Below are 16337 nucleotides of genomic sequence, written 5' to 3' on the forward strand. Positions count from 1 at the left end.
AAAGGGGGTGCGGACATGACCGAGGGCAAGGACGCCGGTACCCCGCCGCAGGACACCGGCCCGCCGGACCAGGCCGAGACCGATCCGGCCGCGCTGAGCAGCAGTGAGGACCTCGACGAGGATCGGCTGCGGGTGGATCCGCTGGAAGAAGGGGTGGAACCGCCGGAGCGAACGGCCGCGGTCGACCGGTACGGCACGACCCCGTTCGAGGAGCACCAGGGCGAGGACCTCGAGCAGCGGCTGGCCCAGGAGCAGCCGGACACCCCGGCGACCGGGCTGGACGAGACCCTCGAGCAGGAGACCACGGACGCCGAGTCGGTCGCCCCGCCGGAGCCGGGCAGCGAGGACCGGGAGATCCATACCCCGGCGGAGCGCGGCGGCCAGCATGCCGACGAGGCGGGCGGGTCCGTCGCCGACGCGCTGCGGACCCCGCGGCGGCCCGCTCCTGGCGAGTAGCCGTCCACGAGGTGTCCGGCTGGACAACGACCGGCCGCGATCACTTGCTTTCCCGCCGTACACCCTCGATGCTTGCTGCACGCAGCGAAACGTGAGATCACGGTGGTGTACGTGCGGTACGGCATCCTCGGTTCCACACTCGTCTCTGGGGCCCCGATCGGACCTAGGCAGGTCCGGACCGTTCTTGCTGTCCTGCTCAGCCAGCCCAACCAGCCGGTGAGCACCGAGGCGCTGGCCGGGGAGTTGTGGCCGGGTTCGGCACCCGGCTCGAGCGACGCGGTGCTGCAGGGCCGGGTGTCCACCCTGCGCAAGGTGCTCTGCCCGGACCTGCCCGCGCGCTCGCCCCGGCAGGTCATCCGTACCCGGCAGGGCAGCTACACGCTGATCCTGGACGAGGGCGAGCTGGACGCGGCCGAGTTCAGCAGGCTGGTCGAGGCCGGCCAGCGGGCCGCCGCCCAGGGTGACCTGGTCGAGGCAGGCCGCCACCTGCGGGACGGCCTGCGGCTGTGGCGGGGACCGGCGCTGCAGGACACCGGCCGCGGGCCGGTGCTGTCCGCCTACGCGGGGGTACTGGAGCAGCAGAAGCTGGCCGCGCTGGAGCAGCGGTTCGAGGTCGACATCGCGCTCGGCCGGCTCAGCGAGGCGATCGGCGGGCTGACCGAGCAGCTGAGCCAGGACCCGACCCAGGAGAACTTCGCCGCGCTGCTGATCGAGGCGCTGGTCGCCGCCGGAAGGGGCGCGGCGGCGCGGGACGTGTTCGACAGCACGCGGGCCGCGCTGGAGCGGGTCGGACTTGTTCCCGGTACCCGGCTCTACCTTGCGCGCGAGCAGCTCCAGCCCGAGCCGCAGGCGCCCGCGATCACCCGGCCGACCACCTGCCCCGCCGAGGTGCCCGCGCAGTTGCCCGACTTCACCGGCCGGGGGGAGTTGCTCGAGCAGATCCGCTCGGCGCTGACCGGTCGCGGTCCCCGGCTGGTGGTGCTCAGCGGGCCCGGCGGGGTGGGCAAGAGCACCCTCGCGGTGCGCGCGGCGCACCTGCTGCGCCGCGAGTTCCCCGGCGGGCAGGTGGTCGCCGACCTCACCAGCGAGCCGGGCCGGCCCAGCGAGGTGCTGCGCCGGTTCCTGCTGTCCATCGGGGTCGCCGAGGACGCCATCCCGCACGGCTTCGTCGAGCGGCAGCAGCTCTGGCGCAGCCGTACCGCGGACGCCAAGGTGCTGGCGCTGCTGGACGACGCCCGCGACGAGGCGCAGGTGCGGGCGTTGCTCCCGGCCGGCGCCGACTGCGGTGTGCTGGTGACCTCCCGCCGCCGGATGCTGGGGCTGGCCGGGGCGAAGACCATCGCGGTGGAGGCCTTCGACCAGGACGAGTCCTGGGAGCTGCTGTCCGGGATCGTCGGCGAGCAGCGGATCGCCGCGGAGCCGGGATCGGCCCGCAAGCTGGTCGAGCTGTGCGCCGGGCTCCCGCTCGCGGTGCGCATCGTCGGGGCCAAGCTGGCCGCACGCCCGCACGAGACGGTGGAGGAGCTCGCGCTGCGGATCGGTGCCGGGCGCGGCAGGCTGGCCGAGCTGCGGGCGGGTGATCTCGATGTGCGGGCCACCATCGAGGTGAGTTACGCCGAGTGCACCGAGGGCACCCGCAGGGCGCTGCGCCTGCTCGGCGCGATCCGGTTGCCGGCCGTATCCCGCTCCGCGCTCGCCTGCCTGCTGGACACGCCGGAGGAGACCGGCGCCGATGTGGCCGAGGCGCTGGTCGAGGCCCAGCTGCTGCAGGTCCGTGGCCGGGACGAGCTCGGGCAACTGCGCTACCAGCCGCACGACCTGATCGCCGAGTTCGCGGCGGAGAAGGCGCGCGGGGAGGAACCGGCCGGTGTGCTGGACGCCGCGCTGGACCGGATGCTGGACGGGTATCTCGCCGCCGGCCGGTGCGGCGGCGAGCGGCACAATCCGGCGAGCTGGTGCGCCGCCGAGGCGGACAACGTGTTCGCGGTGACCCGCGCCGCGGTGGAGCGCGGCTGGTGGGAACGGGGATGGCGGCTCGCGGACTCCTTCGCCGAGGTCGCCAAGGTACGGCCGGGGTCGGCCTCGGCGCGCAACGTGACCGTGCTCGCGCTGCGTGCCGCCCGGCGCTCCGGCGACCTGCGGGCCGAGGCGATCAGCCTGCGCAGGCTGGGCGAGCTGCAATGGCAGCAGGTCAAGGTGGCCAGCGCGGTGCGCTATCTCGGCGCGGCGGCGCAACGCTTCCGCGGCCTTGACGACGGCGCCGAGCTGGCGCGCACCCTGGTCGTCGAGGCCGACGTGCTCGCCGAGACGGGCAGGGTGGGGCAGGCGAGGGACCGGCTCAGCACCGCGCTGGAGGCCGCCAAGCAGGCGGATGACCAGCGAGTGCATGCCGCCGCGCTGGACCAGCTCGGCGGGCTGCACTCCGATGCGGGCGACTTCGCGGAGGCGCAGCGGTGCTTCGTCGAAGCACTGCAACTGGCGCGGGAGGCGGGCGACCTGCGCGGGATCGTGGCGATACGCAAACGTTTGGCAGACGTGCTGCGCCGGGCCGGGCGCCTCGATCAGGCCGCGGAGCTGCTGGCCGAGGCGCTGGCCGGGGCGCGGGAGACCGGGGACGCGCACTGGGAGGCGCACGTCCTGCGCAGCCTCGGCGAGGTGCAGCGCTACTTCGGCGACACCGGTCCGGCCCGCGGCAGCCTCGCGCGCTCGCTCGAGCTGTTCACCGAGCACGGCCACCGGCATGCCGCGGCCTACTCGTTGCGCAGCCTGGCCGACCTGCAGGCCCAGGTGCGCGAGTACGAGCAGGCCGGTGAGGCGCTCGAGCGCTGCCGCACGATCTTCGACGCGCTCGGCGATCGGCGGGGGCAGGCATACACGCTGCGCAGCCTGGGTGGGCTGTGCGTGCGGACCGGGCGCTGGGTGCAGGCCGAGCGCTCGCTGCGCGCCGCGCTGACGATCTTCGACGAGCTCTCGATGCGCTGGTTCAGCCAGGATGCCGCGCGTGCCCTCGCCCAGACCCGGAACTGGTCCAGCGCGAGCTGACCCAAACTTTCGCCAAAATGCGCCCTCGGGTGCGTTGGTGGTAATTGATTTCCTTGTCCATGGGCGACATGGTCGATTTCTTGCGGTACTGATATTTCCCATGAGTGCGAGCCGAGTGCGAACCGCGAGTGTCCTGGCGGTTCTCGCCTGCCTGCTGTTCGCGGGTAATCCGGTGGTCGCGCAGGCCGCCGACCACCCGAGCTCGGATCTGGAACTGACCAGGGACGACATCCTGGTACGTGGCAAGAGCTGGATCGACGAACGGGTTCCCTACAGCCAGAGCAGCTGGCACACCAACCAGTTCGGCCGGTACCGGCAGGACTGCTCCGGCTACGTGTCGATGGCCTGGGGGCTGCACCGGGTCCGCTGGACCGGCGACATCATGGAGGTCGCCCACCGGATCGACAGGCGGGACCTGCTGCCCGGCGACGCGTTGTGGTTGCACGGCAGCAGCACCCAGCACATGGCGTTGTTCGTGCGGTGGGCCGATTCGGCCGAGACCAGGGCGGTGGTCTGGGAGGAGTACCGCACCGGCACGGTGGCCTCGGAGCGCACCTGGTCGGCGAGCCGCACCTCCCGGTTCAACGCGATCCGCTACGACAACGTGATCGAGGGCGACGCCACCACCTGCGCCACGGCGCAGCTCAGCCACACCCGGTATCCCGCGCTGGCGGCCGGCGCGAGCGGCGAGCTGGTGCGGGCCGCGCAGTGCCTGCTGATCAGGGCGGGCTTCAACACCGGAGAGGGCGGGCCCAGCGGCACCTTCGACCCGACAACGGCCGATGCGGCCAGGCAGTTCCGCGCCTCGGTCGGCCTGCCCGCCGAGGGTGAGGTGGACGCGCACACCTGGACCGCGCTGCTGTCGGCCGGTTCCACGCCGACGATCCAGGACGGCTCCTCGGGCGGCGCCGTGCTCCGCGTGCAGCGCGCGCTCAACGCCGCGCGGTCGGCCGGGCTCACGGTGGACGGTCGGTTCGGACCGAGGACCACCGCCGCGGTACGCGACTACCAGTCCGCCAGCGGACTCGGCGTGGACGGGATCGTCGGCCCGAACACCTGGAAGGCGTTGCAGGCGGGTCGCTGAGCGGCGTCCTATGTCGAGAAAGGAGTGTGCGATGCGCAAGATTCTGGCGAGTCTGGCAACCGGCGTGCTGGTGGCCGGTGCCGCCGCGGTGGCGACCGTTCCGGCTGCGAGCGCCGCGGACCCGCCGAGCGGTTCCGAGCTGAGCGCCGTGGTGCAGCAGTGCGACCAGCAGGTGTCCAACGGCCGGTATGCCGAGCGGAGCGGCCAGTCGCGCACGGTGCCGGTCTGTGCCACTGGAAACGCGGTGCACTGGCGGTCCGGCATGACCATCGACTGCGATGGGCAGCGGACGGCGAAGTGCAACAGCTCGACCGACCCGACCTACTGGCACCAGACCGCGTGGCAGCAGCCGGACGGCAAGTACCTGAACGCCGAGAAGCTGCCGTACGTCGTGGTGCCCATCTCCACCTCCACCTGGGACCACTACGACTCCGGGATCACCGGTGGCACCGTGGTGGCCGTGGTGTACGAGGGCAGGGTGGTCTACGGCGTGGTGGGTGATCGCGGCCCGCGGGACGCGATCGGTGAGGCCTCCTACGCGCTGGCCGACGCGCTCGGTATCAACCCGAACCCGCGTACCGGCGGGGTTTCCGGCAAGGTGGTCGACTACATCGCGTTTCCCGGGGTGAAGGCGAGCCCGATCGAGGACAACGCGGACGCGGTGCGCAAGGGGCGGCAGGCCGCGGCGGACCTGGTGGCCGGCCGGGAGGGCTGCGTCGGCACCCAGCTCGACTTCACCAGCTACCCGGCGCTGGAGGCCGGCGCGACCGGGGACCGGGTGACGGCCGCGCAGTGCCTGCTGCGCGCGGCCGGGTACGACATCGGCGAGGGCGACCCGAGCGGCACCCTGGACGAGTCGACCATGGGCGCGGTGCGCGGGTTCCAGTCCGCGGTGGGACTGCCCGCCGAGGGAACGGTGGACGCGCACACCTGGACCGCGCTGCTGTCGGCCGGTTCCACTCCGCTGCTGCGGGAGGGCGCCACGGGCGAGGCGGTGTACCGGGTGCAGCGCGCGGTCAACGCGGCGACCGGCGCGCGCCTCGCGATGGATGGCATCTTCGGTCCGAACACCGCGGCCGGGGTGCGGGACTACCAGTCGGCCAGTGGACTCGGCGTGGACGGGATCGTCGGCCCGAACACCTGGCAGGCACTACAGTCGGGTACGTGATCACAGACCACTGTGAGGGTTATTCGGAACGACCCAGCGACCGCGGGCCGCCAGGCGCGTGCGGGAGGTCGTTGCAGGTCACAGTAGTGGTGACGCACGCTACGGACCTGAATAACCCGACATTTGAATAAGACCACTGTGTGCGCGGGAATCGGGCAGGAACTCCCCCTCGCTGCCCGATTCCCGCATTTTCTTGCCCGTCGCTCAGGCCAGCGCGGCGTCCATGGTGATCGTCGTGCCGGACAGCGCCTTGCTGACCGGGCAGCCGTCCTTGGCGGTCCGGGCCAGCTCGGCGAACCGCTCGGCGTCGAGGCCTTCGACCTCTGCCCGCAGGGTCAGGGCGACCCCGCTGATCTGGTAGCCCTCGGTGTCCGGGCCGAGGGTGACCTCCGCGCTGACGTCGATCCAGCTCGCGGTCAGGCCCTCCCTGAGGAACACCCCGGACAGGTTCATCGCGAGGCAGGACGAGTGCGCCGCAGCGATCAGCTCCTCGGGGCTGGTCTGGCCGTCCGGGTCGCCCGAGCGGGTCGGGAAGGACACCGGGAACTGGCCCGCGTTGGACGAGTCCAGGGTGACCTGTCCCTTGCCGGTGCGCAGGTCGCCTTCCCAGTGGGTGGTGGCATCGCGGCTGGGCATGACGTATCTCCTTCTGGGTAGGTTCCGGGTGCGGTCAGCATCCGGTGTTCGTGGAGCGGACCGTGGCGGTGAGGTCCCGCAGCCTGCGAATGAGGTCGCGGCGGCCCTCGTCGTCAAGGCCCATGGCGCAGCCGATCTCCCGCGGGATGCGCTCGGCCCGTTCGCGCAGCGCGGTGCCCGCCGGGGTGAGCCGGACGGCAACACTGCGCTCGTCCCCCGCCTGCCTGCTGCGGGTCAGCAGGCCACGGGCCTCCAGCCGTTTCAGCAGCGGGGACACCGTGCCGTAGTCGAGCTGTAGCGCGGCGCCGACCTCTTTCACCGGCCGGGCGTCGCGTTCCCACAGCACGAGCAGCACCAGGTACTGGGGGTAGGTCAGGTCCAGCTCCGCCAGCAGCGGCCGGTACAGGTCGGTGACCGCCCGGGACGCCGCGTAGAGCGCGAAGCAGGCTTGCTCCTCCAGTAGCAGGGCGCGATCGGCAGGGGGCATACGACAACCATAGCGCGCGATTACATCGTGCGCAATCTTTTTCGGCGAACGCCTACTGCAAGCCGACGAACTCGAGCATCTGCTCCACGGCGTGCGCGAAGAACTCACTGCTCGGGTCGACGCTGCCGACCAGTTGCCCGAACAGTTCGAAGCTGAGCATGCCGAAGAGCTGGGTCCAGGCGATCAGCACGCGGGTGAGCACCCTGCTCGGCAGTTCCGGAGCGACCTGCGCGGCCAGCCGGGTGGTCTGGATGTCCAACGTGGCGGAAAGGGATGGCCCGGTGAAAGCCGGTCGCACCCCGGTGGTGCCCCAGGCCAGCCGGACCACCCCGACCAGGGCGAGCGGGACCCGCGCGGCGGGCTCGACGGTGTCCTGTGGTGCGCGGTAACCGGGGACCGGCGAGCCGTAGATGAGCGCGTACTCGTGCGGGTGCGCCCTGGCCCACTTGCGGGCGGCGTGGCAGCACATCCGCCACTGCTCGATGGGCACCACCTCCCTGGCGGCCGCCTCCTCGACGGCCGCGCCGAGCGTGTTGTAGGCGTCGATGATCAGGGCGGTCAGCAGGTGGTCGCGGCTGGGGAAGTACCGGTAGAGAGCCGAGGACACCATGCCCAGCTTGCGGGAGACGGCGCGCAGGGACAGCCCGTCCGCGCCCACCTGGGCGAGCTGCCTGCGCGCTTCGTCCTTGATCTCCCTGGTCAGCTCCGCGCGGGCTCGTTCGCGTGCTGTGCGGCTGGTCGTCACCCCGGCAGTCTGCCATTTACGAGATCACTGCACAAATTAGAGAGCAATGCTCTTGACTGGACGCATCGCTCTCGTGTTCACTGCTCCTATTCGAGAGCACTGCTCTCGTGAGTGAAGGGAGAGCGCCATGAACACCACCGCCCGTTACCTCGAGCCCGGCCGCGCCGCCGGGGTGCTGAACACCGTCGTGACCGGCCTGACCCGGCTCGGAGTCAGCCTGTGGGGGAGCCGGGTGCTTGCCGTGCGTGGCCGGGTGAGCGGCGAGTGGCGCACCGTCCCGGTGAACGTGCTGACCTTCCGGGGCGAGCGCTATCTGGTCGCGCCGCGCGGGGAGACGCAGTGGGTGCGCAACCTGCGGGTGGCCGGGGGCGGCGAGTTGCGAGTCGGCAGCCGGGTCGAGGCGTTCGCCGCGACCCCGGTAGCCGATGCCGACAAGCCCGCGCTGCTGCGTGCCTACCTGCGGCGCTGGAAGTTCGAGGTAGGCGTCTTCTTCGACGGGGTCGACCAGGACGCACCGGAGCACCGCCTACGCGAGATCGCCCCGGACTACCCCGCCTTCCACCTCCGCGGTAGGTGAAGGTGCGGGGTTACCGGGTGCGCTCGAAAACGGCGGCGAGGCCCTGGCCGCCGCCGATGCACATGGTCTCCAGGCCGTAGCGGGCCTGGCGGCGGTCGAGCTCGCGCAGCAGGGTGGTGAGGATACGCACGCCGGTCGCCCCGACCGGGTGGCCGAGCGAGACCCCGGAGCCGTTCACGTTGGTCCGCGCCCAGTCCGCCTCGCCGAACTTCCACTCCGCGGTGCAGGCCAGCACCTGCGCGGCGAATGCCTCGTTCAGCTCGATCAGGTCCATCTCGCCGAGGGTGAGCCCGGCACGGGTCAGCGCCCGCTCGGTGGCCGGCACCGGGCCGATGCCCATGGTGCGCGGGGGAACCCCGGCCGCCGCCCAGCTCACCAGCCGGGCGAGCGGGCGCAGGCCCAGCTCGGCGGCCTGTTCCGGGGTAGTGACCAGGCAGGCCGCCGCGCCGTCGTTCTGCCCGCTCGCGTTGCCCGCGGTCACCGTGGCCTCCGGGTCCTGCCTGCCGAGCACCGGCCGCAGCTTCGCCAGGGACTCCATCGTGCTGTCCGCCCTGGGATGCTCGTCCCGCTCGACGGTCGGACCAGGCTCCCCGCGCTTGCCCGGTGTCGGAACCGGCACGATCTCCTCGGCGAACCGGCCGTCCTCGATCGCCGCCACCGCGCGCTGGTGTGAGCGCACCGCCAACTCGTCCTGCGCGATGCGGGAGATCCGGTACTCGCGCCGCAGGTTCTCCGCCGTCTCCAACATCCCGCCCTCGACGGGGTGGTGCACCCCGCCCGCGGTGACCCTGGCGCGTGCCAGCCGATCCTTCAGCTCGACGCCGGGACCGCGAACGCCCCAGCGCATCGCGTCGGAGTAGAACTCGACCTGGCTCATGCTCTCCGCGCCACCGGCGATCACCACATCGGCGGCGCCGGTCTGCACCCGCATCGCGGCGTCCAGCACGGCCTGCAGGCCGGAGCCGCAGCGGCGGTCCACCTGCAGCCCGGCGACCTCCACCGGCATGCCCGCGTCCAGCGCGGCGACCCTGCCGATCGCCGGCGCCTCGCCGTTCGGGTAACACTGGCCGAACAGCACGTCCTCCACCGTGCCGGGCGGCATCCCGGTGCGCCGCAGCAACTCGCGCAGTACCGCGGTGGCCAGCTCCGTCGCCGGAACCTCGCGGAACACCCCGCCGAATCGCCCGACCGGCGTCCTGACCGGCTCACAGACCACGGCTGTACGCATACCGAACCTCCATTCGCAAACCGCACACGGCTCACCGGCCACAGTAGCGGGGTCAGCGCACGGCGTCCCGGTGGGCGAGCTCACGGATGGAGTCCCAGGCGCTCACCACGGCCTTGGTGAACCGAACGTACTCGTGTGCGTTGCCGGTCGCGTAGAACTGGCTGGTCATGGTCCGCGCGATGAAGTCGTTGCGTGGCGCGCCGGCCAGCTCCGCCCAGGCCAGCTCGCTCCCGGCGACAGTGAACGTCGGACCGGTGGGCGTCGACCTGCCCACCTCCACGATTCGTCCTTTGTAGACTCGGATATGCGCTTCCTCGTCGCCGCAGCGGAACCCGAGCGTGCCGTCCATCGGCCTGGTCGCGGAGACGAAATCCTCGTTGCGTTCCAGGGTGTCGCACAGCAACTCGGCCCACGCGACCGAGCCGAAGTCGGTGCGGACATGCCGCTCGTCCGGCGTGGCCTGCCGGGTCGGGATGGTGAAACTGCCGGTGCCGTCGCCGAGCACGGTGTCGTCCTGGCCGGCGAGCACCAGATGCCGGTGCAGCAGGCCCCAGCCGTCTCCGCCTGCCCGGCACCGGGTCACCGTCGCGGTCAGCCGAACTCGATCACCCCGGCGCACCGGGGCGTGGAAGCTCCACCGCAGGTCGTTCAGCACGCCCTGATCGGAAACCAGTAGGGTCACGGTCGCCAGGGAGGCCACGGTGGACGGTTGGGATGTGGTGATCGTGGTGTTGCCGAGCTCGCCGTGCTGGCCTACCCGGAAGTCTTCGAGGTAGTGGCTCCAGATCTGCGTGGCCTCGCTCATCTCGCCTCCAGCAACGCGAGGGCATACCGGGCGTAACGACGCTCCGTCTCTTCCGGCGTTGGGGGCCCGCCCGCGGCGGGGCAGTCCGGCACCCCCACGCACATGGCCAGGATGGCGCGACCGGCCTGGTCCGGGTAGGGGGTGTGGAACACGCCCGCGGCCACCCCCTCCGCCACCAGGTCGGCGAACAGGCGCCGATGCTGGTCCTGTGCGCGGGTCACGTGCAGGCAGGCGCCCTCGTCCAGGTACCGGTACTCGCTGTGCACGATGCGGCTCTCGGCCTGCCGCTCGAGGTCGAACCGGACGTAGGCGCCCACGGCGGCGCGCAGCCGCTCGGTCACCGAGCCGCCCGCCGCCTGGACGGCCGCCCGCGTGTCGGCGAGTTGGTCGTCGCTCGCCCTGTGCAACAGGGTCACCAGCAGGTCGGACTTGGAGTCGACGTAGTTGTAGACATTCGCGAGAGTGACCTCGGCGAGTCCGGCGATCTGGCGCATGGTCGCTCCGTGGAAGCCGCGAGTGGCGAAGGCGTCGAGTGCGGCGCGAAGAATGGCCTGCTCGACCACCGAACGCCTGGACGAACGCTCGTTCACCCGGGCAAACCTAGGCCAGTTCGATTGAATTATCAATGAGAAATCGGGCGAGCGAATCCGGCCGGACGGCCTACCTTCGCTTGCCCCACATGCCGGTGAGACAGTCATGGTGACCTTCAGGGGCCGTCGAAGGCGGGGAGCATGAGGATCGCCGAGGCGGCCCGCTCCGGCCTCGTGCGCCTGGATACCCGCGCGCTCACACCCGCCCCCTCGCTTCGGTTCCCGGTACTGTGAGACGCGACACGTCTGAATGTCAACCCTGCGTGGGCAGAAATGTCGGCACCGCGGCCGCGCTTCACCAGCGTTTCACCACGACCGGGCCGGTCAGGAGAGGGCAAGGGCCAGGTACCGGGTATCCAGGTACTCGTCGATGCCCTCGGCTCCGCCCTCCCGGCCGAAGCCGGAGGCCTTGACACCGCCGAACGGCGCGGCCGCGTTGGACACCAGTCCGGTGTTCAGGCCGACCATCCCGGTGCGCAACCGTTCGCCCACGCGCACCGCGCGCTCAAGGTCCCGGGTGTAGAGGTAGGCGACCAGGCCGAACTCGGTGTCGTTCGCCTGACGTAACGCGTCCTCCTCGTCACTGAAAGTGGTCACCGGCGCGACCGGCCCGAACACCTCCTCGCGCAGGATGCGTGCCTGCCCCGGCACATCGGCGAGCACGGTCGGCGAGTAGAAGAACCCGGTGCCGCCGGGGGTGCTGCCGCCGGTGGTTACCCGGGCACCCTGGTCGGTCGCGTCCGCGACGAGCTCGACCACCTTGTCCCGCTGCTCGATGCTGACCAGCGGGCCGACCGAGACACCGTCCGTCAACCCGTGCCCGACCCGCAGCGAGCCGAGCTCCTCGGTGAGCCTGCGGGTGAACTCCTCGGCCACCGGCTCGGCGACGTGGAACCGGTTGGCGGCCACGCAGGATTCGCCGTTGTTGCGCAGCTTCGCGGTGACCGCGCCCCGCACCGCCGCGTCCAGGTCGGCATCGGAGAACACCAGGAACGGCGCGTTGCCACCGAGCTCCATCGACATACGCTGCAGGTTGGGCGCGCATCGCCGCACGAGATCGCGACCGACCTCGGTGGAGCCGGTGAAGGACAGCTTGCGTACTCGTGCGTCGGCCAGTATCGGGTCCACCACCCGGCTCGCCGAGGTGCTCGGCAGCACGTTCAGCACGCCTGCGGGCAGCCCGGCCTCTTCCAGCAGGGCCACCAGGCCGAGCATGGAGATCGGGGTGAGCCGCGCCGGTTTCACGATCATCGTGCAGCCGGCCGCGATCGCCGGGCCGATCTTGCGGGTGCCCATCGCCAGCGGGAAGTTCCACGGCGTGATCAGCAGGCAGGGGCCGACCGCCTGCTTGGTGACGATGGTCCGGCCGCCCCCCGCCGGGCTGCGCGTGTACCGGCCGTCGATCCGCACCGCCTCCTCGGCGAACCAGCGGAAGAACTCGGCCGCGTAGGTCACCTCGGCCCGTGACTCCGGCAGGCTCTTGCCCATTTCCAGGGTCATCACGGTGGCCAGGTCCTCGGTGCGTTCGGTGATCAGTTCCCAGGCCCGGCGCAGGATCTCGGCGCGCTGCCGGGGCGCGGTGGTGGCCCAGTCCTCCTGCGCGCGGACCGCGGCCTCGACGGCCCGCCGCGCGTCGGTGGGTCGCGCGTCGGCGACATCGCACAACCACTGCTCGTCACCGGGGTCGTGCACCCCGAAGGTAAGGCCGTCGGTGGCGTCGGCGAACCGGCCGTCCAGGTAGAGCTGCTTGGGCGCCTTGTCTATCAGTGTGTTCATCTCCGCTGGTTACCCAGCGAAGCGGCCGCGCATGCCGTTGGCGGCCGCCTGCCATGTCGGCCAGCCGACATGGCAGGCGGCGGCCGTCAACGTTGCCTGCGGTAGAGGCGCATCGTCAGGGCACCGAACACCAGGGTCAGCGCGGCGCAGGAGGCCAGCACCAGCAGCAGCTGGCCCGCGGTCGCGGTGCCGTGCATCAGCCCGCGCACGGCGGTCGCCGCGTGACTGATCGGGTTCACCTCGACGAACGCCCTGAGCCATCCCGGCAGGCTGGCGGGCAGCACGAAAATGTTGCTCAGGAACACCAGCGGGAACACCACCAGCATGCTGGTGCCGGAGATCGACTCGGGCTTGTTCAGCAGCAGGCCGAGCGTGGTGAAGATCCAGCCGACGCTGAACGCGAACACCAGCAGCAGCACCGCGGCCAGCAGCACCCCGCCGACCCCGGCCGCGGGCCGGAAGCCCAGCGCGAGGCCGAGCCCGATCGTCACGGTCATCGAGATCACGAACCGGAGCACGTCACCGGACAGCTTGCCGACCAGGTTCGCCGGCTGCCAGATCGGCAACGTGCGGAACCGGTCGAAGATGCCCGTGGCCAGGTCGGTGTTCAGGGATACCCCGGTGTAGACGCTCATCAGGGTCACCAACTGCACCAGCACCCCGGGCAGCAGGTACTGCAGGTACTGCTCGGTGGAACCGGCGATGGCCCCGCCGAACAGGAAGTTGAACAGCAGCATCATGCTCGCCGGGGTGGCGATCACGTCGATCAGCTGCTCGGGGCTGTGCTTGACGTGCAGGAGGGCCCGCCAGGAGAAGGTGAGCGTGGCGGTCGACCTGCTCGGCGGCGCGGGCCGGGAACGGTCGGCCAGCGCGCCGAGCAGGTTCGGTTGGACGGTAGGAATGTCGCGAGCTACCGGAACGGCGGTCACACTGCCTCCTTTTCGGACGTTTGGTCGGCCGGATGTCCGGTCAGGGCAAGAAACACCTCGTCCAGGCTTGGTTGGCCGAGGGAGAAGGACGGGGTCTCGATCCCGGCGGCGGACAGCCGGGCCAGCGCCGGACCGACGCTGGATTCCTCGGTTACCAGCGTGGACAGGCTGGTCGGGTCAGCTCCCGGCTGAACCTCGGCGCCGAGTGCCGCCGCCAGCAGCTCCCGTGCCTCCGCGCGCCGGCCGGCGTCCCACAGCCGGACGTGCAGTACCCCGCCACCGATCGAGGACTTCAGCTCGTCGCTGGTGCCCTCGGCGATGACCCGGCCGTGGTCGATCACCGCGATCCGGTCGGCGAGCTGGTCGGCCTCCTCGAGATACTGCGTGGTGAGCAGTACGGTCGTGCCACCGGCGACCAGCGCGCGCACGATCGCCCAGACCTGGTTGCGGCTGCGCGGGTCGAGGCCGGTGGTCGGTTCGTCCAGGCACATCAGGTCCGGGGTGGTCACCAGCCCGGCCGCGATATCCAGCCGGCGACGCATGCCGCCGGAGTAGGTGCCGACCCTGCGGTCGGCGGCGTCGGTGAGGGAGAGGGCTTCCAGTAGCAGCTCCGCCCTGCGCCGGGCGGAGATCCGGGAATGGCCGAGCAACCTGCCGAGCAGGAGCAGGTTCTCCCGGCCGGTGATTTCCTCGTCCACCGAGGCGAACTGCCCGGTGAGCCCGATCCGGCTGCGGACCGCGTCCGGCTCGGCGACGATGTCGTGCCCGAACACGTGCGCCGTCCCGGCGTCCGGCCGCAGCAGGGTGGCGAGCATTCGGATGGTGGTGGTCTTTCCGGCTCCGTTCGGCCCCAGTACCCCGTAGACGACACCCGGCGGCACGGCCAGGTTCACCCCGTCGACGGCGCGTGTGCTGCCGAAGCTCTTGCGTAGTTCGGAGGCCTCGATGGCGTATCGCGGGCGTGCAGTACCGCTCAACACTTCTCCTCGAATCTGAGCGTGACCGGTTCGCCCACCGGCGCAGCGCGGCAGGCGAATCCGAACTGAATGGATGGCAGGCTGATTTCCTGCGAACAAAAACTCTACCCGGGAATCGCGTGAGAACCAAATACGCGAACCGTCGTTCGCGTTTATTACGAATGTGGGTAGATGGCGTTCAGAACGTCACGTCGACCCGGCGTGCCCCGCGAAAAGGCGGCAACGACTCGGCCTCCCGCTCGATGGCGGCCCGCGTGGGTCCGACCGCTTCGGTGAACGTCTCGACGCGCACGGTGAGCGTGTTGCCCCGCTTGCGCGGGCGCCACAGCCCGGCGACCTCGCCGTCCACCATGAGCACCCCGGGATTCCCGCTCGTGCGCCAGACTTGCTTGCGTAACGCGGGTTCGGTGACCAGGCAGCCGCGATCCCTCGTGCCGAGTAAGGGGTCGTGCGCCGGCAGCAGCAGTGCGCCGCGGGTGGACGGTGGTTCGCGCAGCAGCGCCAGATCCGGTCGCCGGATCCAGCGACCGCGGTCCGCGTAGCGCACCTCGACCAGTTCGTCGGGGAGCAGATCGAATGATCGCCGTGCGTATTCCGGTGACACCCCGGCCCAACTCGCGAACTCCGTGGCATCGGAAGGCCCGTGGCAGCGCAGGTATCGGCGGACGAGTTCGGCGCGGGCCGCGATCGGTTCCATGCGCGGCAACGCGGCACCCAACCATTGCCAGGGCAACGCGAACCGGGCGGCCCCGCGGGCGGGGGAATGGATGACCAACTCGCCGTGCAACCCGACGACATAGAGCGCGAAGCGGACCAGGCTCTGCCCGTAGGTGTTGTGCCCGAGGCCGTCCGGTTCCCGCCATGCCGTGCGCATCCGCGCGGGGAGCTTCTCGACGACGCGTTCGGCCAGCTCGACCCCGAGCTCGTCCTTGGTCAGCATCCGGCCGTCCAGCACGGCGGGCAGTGCCTCCCTGGTGTACCGCACCGCCTCGCTCGCGCTGAGCCCGAATCGCGCGAGGTGGTCGGCCGCGCCCCGGATGAAGCGCAGGCAGGACTCCTCGTCATCCGGGAGCGCACCGGTGGTGAACACCGCCGCGTCCGCGGTCGGCACCACATGCGGTGCTCCGCGCACGCTCCACAACTGGACCAGCGTCTTGCCGGTGTCCAGCGCCTCGGCCACGTGCTCAGGGGTGAGGCCGGCCAGCCGGGCGTGCAGGGCCTGCGCCGCGGAGCCCGGCGGAGTGTGCTGAATCCCGATGGCGCCGGCCGCGGGCAACAACTCCTCGGCCGGGCCGCGTTCGGCGAGTCGGTGCTGGGCAAGGCGGTACCGCAGTACCTGCCGTCGCTCGACGGTCACCATGCGGTCACGGTAGCGGCGCGACGCAACCACCGCCGGGCCTCGGCACGTCCCGGCGGTATGCGTGTGCTGCTGCTCCCTGCCGCCCTGCTGGCGCTCGCCGTCACCGGATGCGCCGGCGAGACCCGGCGAGCCTGCACGTTGATCGCCGCCACTGGCGGGATCGAGGTCGAGGTGGCACAGCGGTTGGCGGCCAGGGCCGACCGGGCGACGTTGACCGCCTGCTGGGCGGGCTCCTGCCGGACCGGGCAGGTGCGCGAGTTCGTTCCGCTGTCCGACCTGCCCGCTGCCCCGGTGCGGGTCACGCTCCGGCTGTCCGGCCCCGATCTCGCCGTGGCGGAGACTACCCGGCTCACCCCCGAGGTGACCTATCCCAACGGTCCTGGTTGCCCGCCCGAGACCGCCAGGGCGAGGGTACGGATGGACGTGACCGGAACGCTCCGCGCGGGCTGACCAGTCGTGTTACGTTCTAAGCGTCCT

At 71.2% G+C, this 16337-nt stretch carries 16 protein-coding genes; 6 read left to right on the forward strand and 10 right to left on the reverse strand.

Annotated features, from left to right (window positions below):
* The first annotated feature begins 15 nt into the window (after positions 1–15).
* The 4 genes from FB471_RS20245 (at position 16) to FB471_RS20260 (ending at position 5750) form a co-directional block, all read left to right on the forward strand.
* Positions 16–456, forward strand: coding sequence for a hypothetical protein (locus tag FB471_RS20245; RefSeq protein WP_141999991.1), 441 nt, complete (start codon positions 16–18; stop codon positions 454–456).
* 72 nt (positions 457–528) lie between these two features.
* Positions 529–3498, forward strand: coding sequence for an AfsR/SARP family transcriptional regulator (locus FB471_RS20250; RefSeq protein ID WP_141999992.1), 2970 nt, complete (start codon positions 529–531; stop codon positions 3496–3498).
* Positions 3499–3598: 100 nt separating this feature from the next.
* Positions 3599–4582, forward strand: a complete 984-nt coding sequence (locus FB471_RS20255; RefSeq protein WP_246076496.1) for a C40 family peptidase — start codon at positions 3599–3601, stop codon at positions 4580–4582.
* A gap of 31 nt (positions 4583–4613) precedes the next feature.
* Positions 4614–5750 carry a peptidoglycan-binding protein gene (locus FB471_RS20260; RefSeq protein WP_141999994.1) on the forward strand — a complete coding sequence of 379 codons (1137 nt, stop codon included), beginning with the start codon at positions 4614–4616 and terminating at the stop codon, positions 5748–5750.
* Between the two features lie 204 nt (positions 5751–5954).
* On the opposite strand, the gene FB471_RS20265 is transcribed toward FB471_RS20260, so the two are convergent.
* The 3 genes from FB471_RS20265 to FB471_RS20275 are packed head-to-tail and all read right to left on the reverse strand — an operon-like array spanning position 5955 to position 7618.
* On the reverse strand, positions 5955–6386 hold the full coding sequence (locus FB471_RS20265; protein ID WP_141999995.1) for an OsmC family peroxiredoxin: 432 nt from the start codon (positions 6384–6386) through the stop codon (positions 5955–5957).
* A 34-nt stretch (positions 6387–6420) separates the two neighbouring features.
* Positions 6421–6873 carry a MarR family winged helix-turn-helix transcriptional regulator gene (locus FB471_RS20270; RefSeq protein WP_141999996.1) on the reverse strand — a complete coding sequence of 151 codons (453 nt, stop codon included), beginning with the start codon at positions 6871–6873 and terminating at the stop codon, positions 6421–6423.
* 52 nt (positions 6874–6925) lie between these two features.
* Positions 6926–7618: a TetR/AcrR family transcriptional regulator gene (locus tag FB471_RS20275; RefSeq protein WP_141999997.1), complete on the reverse strand. Its 693-nt coding sequence runs from the start codon at positions 7616–7618 to the stop codon at positions 6926–6928.
* Between the two features lie 127 nt (positions 7619–7745).
* Between FB471_RS20275 and FB471_RS20280 the strand changes: the two genes are divergently transcribed.
* Positions 7746–8195 (forward strand): nitroreductase/quinone reductase family protein, encoded by a 450-nt coding sequence (locus FB471_RS20280; RefSeq protein WP_141999998.1) that lies wholly within the window; start codon positions 7746–7748, stop codon positions 8193–8195.
* 10 nt (positions 8196–8205) lie between these two features.
* Here FB471_RS20280 and FB471_RS20285 read toward each other — a convergent pair whose 3' ends face one another.
* The 7 genes from FB471_RS20285 to FB471_RS20315 all read right to left on the reverse strand — a co-directional run bounded on the left by FB471_RS20285 (position 8206) and on the right by FB471_RS20315 (position 15860).
* A complete protein-coding gene (locus FB471_RS20285; RefSeq protein WP_141999999.1) occupies positions 8206–9423 on the reverse strand; it encodes an acetyl-CoA C-acetyltransferase in 1218 nt (405 codons plus the stop codon).
* Positions 9424–9475: 52 nt separating this feature from the next.
* Positions 9476–10228, reverse strand: coding sequence for a hotdog family protein (locus FB471_RS20290; RefSeq protein WP_142000000.1), 753 nt, complete (start codon positions 10226–10228; stop codon positions 9476–9478).
* On the reverse strand, positions 10225–10818 hold the full coding sequence (locus FB471_RS20295) for a TetR-type transcription factor C-terminal domain-containing protein (RefSeq protein WP_170220876.1): 594 nt from the start codon (positions 10816–10818) through the stop codon (positions 10225–10227). The genes FB471_RS20290 and FB471_RS20295 overlap by 4 nt, the downstream gene beginning before the upstream one ends.
* A 324-nt stretch (positions 10819–11142) precedes the next feature.
* Positions 11143–12594: an NAD-dependent succinate-semialdehyde dehydrogenase gene (locus FB471_RS20300; protein ID WP_142000002.1), complete on the reverse strand. Its 1452-nt coding sequence runs from the start codon at positions 12592–12594 to the stop codon at positions 11143–11145.
* Between the two features lie 86 nt (positions 12595–12680).
* Complete coding sequence (locus FB471_RS20305; protein ID WP_170220877.1) at positions 12681–13523, reverse strand: ABC transporter permease; 843 nt, start codon at positions 13521–13523, stop codon at positions 12681–12683.
* Entirely contained in the window at positions 13520–14500 is a 981-nt protein-coding gene (locus FB471_RS20310) for an ATP-binding cassette domain-containing protein (RefSeq protein WP_142000003.1), read from the reverse strand. The genes FB471_RS20305 and FB471_RS20310 overlap by 4 nt, the downstream gene beginning before the upstream one ends.
* 178 nt (positions 14501–14678) lie before the next feature.
* Positions 14679–15860, reverse strand: a complete 1182-nt coding sequence (locus FB471_RS20315) for a winged helix DNA-binding domain-containing protein (RefSeq protein WP_142000004.1) — start codon at positions 15858–15860, stop codon at positions 14679–14681.
* 63 nt (positions 15861–15923) lie between these two features.
* On the opposite strand from FB471_RS20315, the gene FB471_RS20320 reads away from it, so the two are divergent.
* The gene (locus tag FB471_RS20320) at positions 15924–16310 is read left to right on the forward strand and encodes a hypothetical protein (protein WP_142000005.1); all 387 of its coding nucleotides are present in this window, start codon (positions 15924–15926) and stop codon (positions 16308–16310) included.
* Positions 16311–16337: the final 27 nt, after the last annotated feature.

Origin of the sequence: Amycolatopsis cihanbeyliensis (genome assembly GCF_006715045.1) — a bacterium.
GTDB lineage: Bacteria > Actinomycetota > Actinomycetes > Mycobacteriales > Pseudonocardiaceae > Amycolatopsis > Amycolatopsis cihanbeyliensis.